Origin of the sequence: Candidatus Fusobacterium pullicola (assembly GCA_018883725.1) — a bacterium.
In the GTDB taxonomy this organism is placed as follows: Bacteria; Fusobacteriota; Fusobacteriia; order Fusobacteriales; family Fusobacteriaceae; genus Fusobacterium_A; species Fusobacterium_A pullicola.
Genome location: JAHLFN010000030.1, coordinates 1 through 5538, shown reverse-complemented (window position 1 = coordinate 5538; position 5538 = coordinate 1). Strand labels below are relative to the sequence as shown.

6 protein-coding genes are annotated in these 5538 nt (G+C 29.0%); 3 read left to right on the top strand and 3 right to left on the bottom strand.

Going from position 1 to position 5538, the window contains the following annotated elements; all coding sequences use genetic code 11:
• Positions 1–1833, bottom strand: a 1833-nt coding sequence (locus tag IAA47_03695; GenBank protein ID MBU3842075.1) for an insulinase family protein, incomplete at its 3' end; no start/stop codon positions are given.
• Positions 1834–2012: 179 nt separating this feature from the next.
• On the opposite strand from IAA47_03695, the gene udk reads away from it, so the two are divergent.
• Genes udk through IAA47_03680 form a run of 3 tightly spaced genes read left to right on the top strand, consistent with a single transcriptional unit; the run spans position 2013 to position 4555 of the window.
• Positions 2013–2633 carry a uridine kinase gene (gene udk, locus IAA47_03690; protein MBU3842074.1) on the top strand — a complete coding sequence of 207 codons (621 nt, stop codon included), beginning with the start codon at positions 2013–2015 and terminating at the stop codon, positions 2631–2633.
• Positions 2634–2664: 31 nt separating this feature from the next.
• The gene (locus tag IAA47_03685) at positions 2665–3303 is read left to right on the top strand and encodes an alpha/beta hydrolase (GenBank protein MBU3842073.1); all 639 of its coding nucleotides are present in this window, start codon (positions 2665–2667) and stop codon (positions 3301–3303) included.
• A gap of 19 nt (positions 3304–3322) precedes the next feature.
• Positions 3323–4555, top strand: coding sequence for an aminopeptidase (locus IAA47_03680; GenBank protein ID MBU3842072.1), 1233 nt, complete (start codon positions 3323–3325; stop codon positions 4553–4555).
• A gap of 93 nt (positions 4556–4648) precedes the next feature.
• On the opposite strand, the gene minE is transcribed toward IAA47_03680, so the two are convergent.
• Complete coding sequence (gene minE, locus IAA47_03675) at positions 4649–4909, bottom strand: cell division topological specificity factor MinE (protein MBU3842071.1); 261 nt, start codon at positions 4907–4909, stop codon at positions 4649–4651.
• An 8-nt stretch (positions 4910–4917) separates the two neighbouring features.
• The coding region (gene minD / locus IAA47_03670; GenBank protein MBU3842070.1) for a septum site-determining protein MinD at positions 4918–5538 on the bottom strand (621 nt) is incomplete at its 5' end.

Below are 5538 nucleotides of genomic sequence, written 5' to 3'. Positions count from 1 at the left end.
ATAAATTAAATAATTCATATATTCGAGAGCTAATTCTAAGTTTTTTCTATCTGTTGAAATTATAAATCCTTGTTCATAATCACTTATATAAGAAGAGATAGAGAAATTTTTCCCTTTCATAAAGGTATCTATATCTGTAGGCTTTAAATTTCCAACTCCAGATTGCTCAATTATTGTTGGAGCAATAGTTGAGTTAATAAATGTGGTATAGTCATTACTAGAACTACCCTCTTTTTTAAAAAGTTTTATATAAATTTTATCTTTATCAAAATCAGTTTTTTTACTAAAAACTTTTATTCCGTTAGAAAGTAGATATTTACCATCTGTTTCTTTTGTAAAACTACCTAGAGAGGTTTTTAAAGGTGTAAGAATTACAGGTTTTATAGAAAAATCAATGATTTTGTTAGAGTTTTTACTCTCTTTTATTAACTCTTCTAGTTGTTTTTCATTTATCTTATTTTGAGAAGTACTTGTAGTTAAGAAATAAAGAGAGTTTTCTTTGTATATTTTTTTTATTCTTTTATTTAAATCCTTGGTGGTAATATTTTTTATAAGTGTAGAGTAGATGTTGAACTCCTCATCAATATCTATAAAACATTCTCCAGACATCACATGTTCTACAAGAGAATCAGCATAAGTCTCATGAGTAATACTCTCCTTATTAGTAACAAGATTTTTATAATTATTGATTAAATTTTCTTTCTCTAATTCTAATTCATAATCAGTCACTCCATTTTTAGCTGAAGATTTGAGAAAATTATTAAGTAATGTTATTCCCTCAGATAATTTATTATTTTTTATTACTGCAACAGCACTAAAGATATCCTGACTATTATTAATATCATATTTGTACACTAAAGATTGTAAAAAAGGAGTATCTGATTCTTTTTGAAGGTTATTTAATCTAGTATTTAAAATATTAAAAAGTAGTTGATCAATGATAGAATTTTTCATAGATTTTTCATCTTTAATAACATCTCTATCAAGTATTTTAGTAATAGTAAAAGTATTGTATCTTATCTCATCATCGGAAAAGACCACATATTTATTTTTTAATTTTTTTAAAGAATATTCCTTAGGAGTTTTACCTTTTTGAGTTCCTTGATAATTAAAATATTTATGAATAAAGTTTTCAATCTGATTTGTATCAAAATCTCCAACAGCTATAATAGAGATATTTTCAGGTTGGTACCATTTTTGATAGAAACCTTTAACTAAATTTTGATCAGCTCCATTTATAATTTCAGGTAATCCTATAGGAAATCTATCAAAATATCTAGAGCCTTCAAAAAGAGCCTTTTTTTGAACATCTCCTAATCTTTGAGCCAGTCCTTGACGAAGTCTCCACTCTTCAATTACAACTTTTTTTTCATTATCTATCTCTTGAGAAGAGAGAGTAGCTTCGCTTGCCCATTCTCTTAACACTTCAATTCCATCTTCAAGCTCTTTTGGTGTAGTTGGAACCAATAATTTGTATACAGTTCTATCGAATGATGTATAGGCATTTAAATCTCCGCCAAAACTAAGCCCAATAGACTGTAGATATTTTATCATTTCGTTTTTCTTAAATTTTGTAGTTCCATTAAAGGCCATATGCTCCATAAAGTGTGCTATACCTTGTTCGTTATCTTCTTCCATAAGAGAGCCAGTTTTTACAACAAGATTGAGCATAGCTTTATTTTCAGGTTTATTATTTTTATAGATATAGTAATGTATACCATTTTCTAATTTTCCTGATATAAGATTTTTACTATTTTCAAAATTCTTTCCAGATAAAGAGAGTGAAAATAGAGTAAATAATAAGATAAAAAGAAAATTTTTTAATTTTTTCATATCCTCCTCCTAATATATGTTGATATTCTATTTTACTATATTTCAGATAGTAATTCTACTATTATTTAAAGCAATTATAATAAGAAAATGATCAATTAAAAATGAGAAAATTTTATTTTTTTTGGATAATATGTTATAATAAAACTTGTAGGGAAAGGGAAATATAGGAGGAAGTAGAGATGAAAGATTGTATTATAATTGGAGTAGCAGGTGGAAGTGGAAGTGGAAAGACAACTGTTGCTAACAATTTAGTAAAAGCTTTTAAAGCCGAGGATGCTGTTTTAGTAGAGCAAGATGCTTACTATAGAGAGCTTTTAAATATGAGTATTGAGGAGAAAGCAAATGTAAACTTTGACCACCCTGACTCAATAGAGTTTGAACTTTTAAGAAAGCATTTAGAGATGCTGAAAGAGGGAAAATCTATAGATAGACCAATTTATGATTTTACAACTCATTCAAGAAAAGAGGGGGCAGTAAGAATAAACTCTTCTAAGATAATAATTATTGAGGGGATACTAATTTTTGCTGTACCAGAGATAAGAGAGTTGTTAGATGTTAAGATTTTTGTTGACACAGATGCAGATGAGATGGTCTTAAGAAGAATAGAAAGAGATATGAATGAGAGAGGAAGAAGTTTTGAATCTGTAAAAAATCAATATCTTACAACAGTAAAACCTATGTTTTTAGAGTTTTGTGAACCAAGTAAACGTTATGCAGATGTAATTATTCCAAGAGGTGGAGAGAATAAAGTAGCTATTGATATGATTGTTAGCAACTTAAAAGGTTACTTAAATCAATAATAGTAATAGAGAGGAGAGTGAATATAGTCAGATGAGTTTTAGAGTTGTTTTAATACATGGATTTAATAAAAGTTATAGAGATATGAGACCTCTCCAAGAAAATTTAGAGCTATTAGGATATAAAGTTGAAAATTTAAATTTTCCTTTAACATTTCCAGATATAAAATACTCAGTAAGTATGCTAAAAGATTTTCTTTTAGATTTAAAGTATGGTGGTTTAAATGAAAAAGAAGAGATAATTCTAATAGGATATGGGCTTGGAGGAAAGTTAATAGAGAGAACTTTAAGAGATGAAGAGGTAAAAGGTGTAGTTGACAAGGTTATCTTGATATCAGCTCCTCTTAGAGATTCGGTTATTCACAGAAGATTAAAAAGAGTATTTCCTATTTTAGATAATATATTTAAACCCTTACATGTTTTAAATAAAAAAAGTACTTTTAAATTAGATGATTCAATAGAGGTAGGTATAATTATAGGTACAGAACCTCATGGAATTTTTTCAAGATGGTTAGGAGAGTACAGTGATGGAATTGTAAATTACAAAGAGTGCCTATATGATGGAGCAAAGGCAACATTAAAATTACCTTTAATACATGATGAAATTCATAAGAAAATGGGTACAGCAAAGTATATAAACAATTTTATATCTAAAGGAGTATTTAGAGCATAATTATATAGAGGAGAGTATCATGGAAAGACAGATAGATAAATATGTAGAGTTAGTTATTCAAAAGGGAATAAATATTCAAAAAGGACAGATTTTAGTTATTAGTTCACCAGTTGAAGTTTATGATTTTACAAGAAAATTGGTAAAACAAGCATATGAATTAGGAGCTAGTGAAGTTGTAGTTCATTGGAATGATGAAGTGGTTGGAAAGTATAAATATGTATATGGAGCAGAGGATATTTTTGATACTTTTCCAGAGTGGCAAAAAGAATCAATGGAATATTATAGAAAAAAGGGAGCAGCTTTTTTAAGTGTATATGCTACTGATCCGGATATTTTAAAAGAGGTAGATAAAACAAGAGTAGCTAGATTTCAAAAAGCAAAAAGCTTAGCTCTTAAAGAGTATTATGAAAATGTGATGGGAAATAGTAACCAATGGTGTGTAATTTCTGTTCCTACACAAGCTTGGGCAAAGAGAGTATTTCCAGAATTAAGTATAGAAGTTGCTATTTCAGAGATGTGGAAATTAATTTTAAAAATAGTTAGAGCTGATAAGGAGAATCCAATTTTAGAATGGGAAAATCATCTAAATACTTTAAAGGCTAGAATGGATTATCTGAATAAGAAAAGATTTACTAAATTGATATATAGAAACTCTTTGGGAACAAATTTAGAGATAGGGCTTCCAGAGGGGCATAAATGGATAAGTGGAGGAGAAAAATCTAAAGCTGGAGTAGAATTTGTTGCAAACATTCCAACTGAAGAGATTTTTACTATGCCTCATAGAGAAAAAGTGAATGGAGTAGTTGTGAGCAGTAAGCCTTTAATCTATGGTGGAAGTGTAATTGATAAATTTACTTTAACATTCAAAGATGGAGAGGTTATTAACTATTCAGCAGAGATTGGAGAAGAGATACTGGGAAAACTTCTATCTATGGATGAAAATTCAAAATATTTAGGAGAGGTTGCTTTAGTTGAATATGATTCTCCAATTTCAAAGTCGGAGAGAGTATTTTATAATACACTATTTGATGAAAACGCTTCTTGCCATTTAGCTTTTGGAGGAGCTTATCCTGTATGTTTAGAAAATAGTGAGGGACAGAGTGAAGAGGAGTTAAAAGAAAGAGGAATGAATAACTCTTTAACTCATGAAGATTTTATGATAGGTACTGAGGATATGGAGATAGTTGGTATAGACTCAGAAGGTAGAGAAACAATTATTATGAAAAATGGAAACTTTGTCTTTACTCTTTAAAAGAAAAGAGATATAATATAATTCCTTGGCAGGGGAGTTTAATACTCAAAAAAATAACGGTCTCACTGAGTATATCAGATGAAACCGTTATTTTTATGATTTTTTTTGTTTTAAAGGAATGTTAGCTACTAAAGTAGTTCTTCTAGTATTGTCTGGATTTTCAGCAATCTCTATATTTAAGCTTTCTTTATCAATTTCAACATATTTAGAGATAACAGCAATTATATCATCTCTCATCTGCTCTAACATTCCAGAAGATAGCATTGCTCTATCATGGATAAGAACAAGTTTTAGTCTATCTTTAGCAACATCTTTAGATTTTTCCTCTTTGTTAAAAAAACTAAATATACTCACCTGATCACCTACTTACTAAATACCATTTTTAATTTATCAAAAAATCCTAACTTTACATCCAAATCTAGGAATGGAACCTCTTTACCTTCAACCCTTTCAACAATATTTCTATATGCTTGAGCAGCTAAAGATTCACCTTTATATACCAATGGTTCTCCCTTGTTAGTAGATATTACAATGTTTTCATCATCGGGTACAACACCAATTAATTCTATAGCTAAGATATCTAACATATCTTCAACACTAAGCATATTTCCAGCTTTAACCATATCCATTTTTATACGGTTAACAATTAGCTTAGGATTTCTAATCTCATTTGCTTCTAGTAATCCAATTATTCTATCCGCATCTCTAGCAGCAGATATCTCAGGAGTTGTTACAACTATTGCTTCATCAGCAGCAGCTATTGCGTTTTTAAATCCTTGTTCTATTCCTGCTGGACAGTCAATTAAGATATAGTCAAAATCTTTTCTTAATTTTTCAATTAAATTTTTCATTTGTTCAGGGGTTACATCATTTTTATCTCTTATTTGAGCTGCTGGTAAAAGACAAAGATTAGCACATCTTTTATCTTTTATAAGAGCTTGAGCTATTCTACATTTTTCTTCAACAACATCAACTAAATCATA

Bases quoted from the DNA above. Each gene is read 5' to 3' on its own strand.
- udk (MBU3842074.1), top strand. From the start codon at position 2,013: ATGAAAGATTGTATTATAATTGGAGTAGCAGGTGGAAGTGGAAGTGGA.
- IAA47_03685 (MBU3842073.1), top strand. From the start codon at position 2,665: ATGAGTTTTAGAGTTGTTTTAATACATGGATTTAATAAAAGTTATAGA.
- IAA47_03680 (MBU3842072.1), top strand. From the start codon at position 3,323: ATGGAAAGACAGATAGATAAATATGTAGAGTTAGTTATTCAAAAGGGA.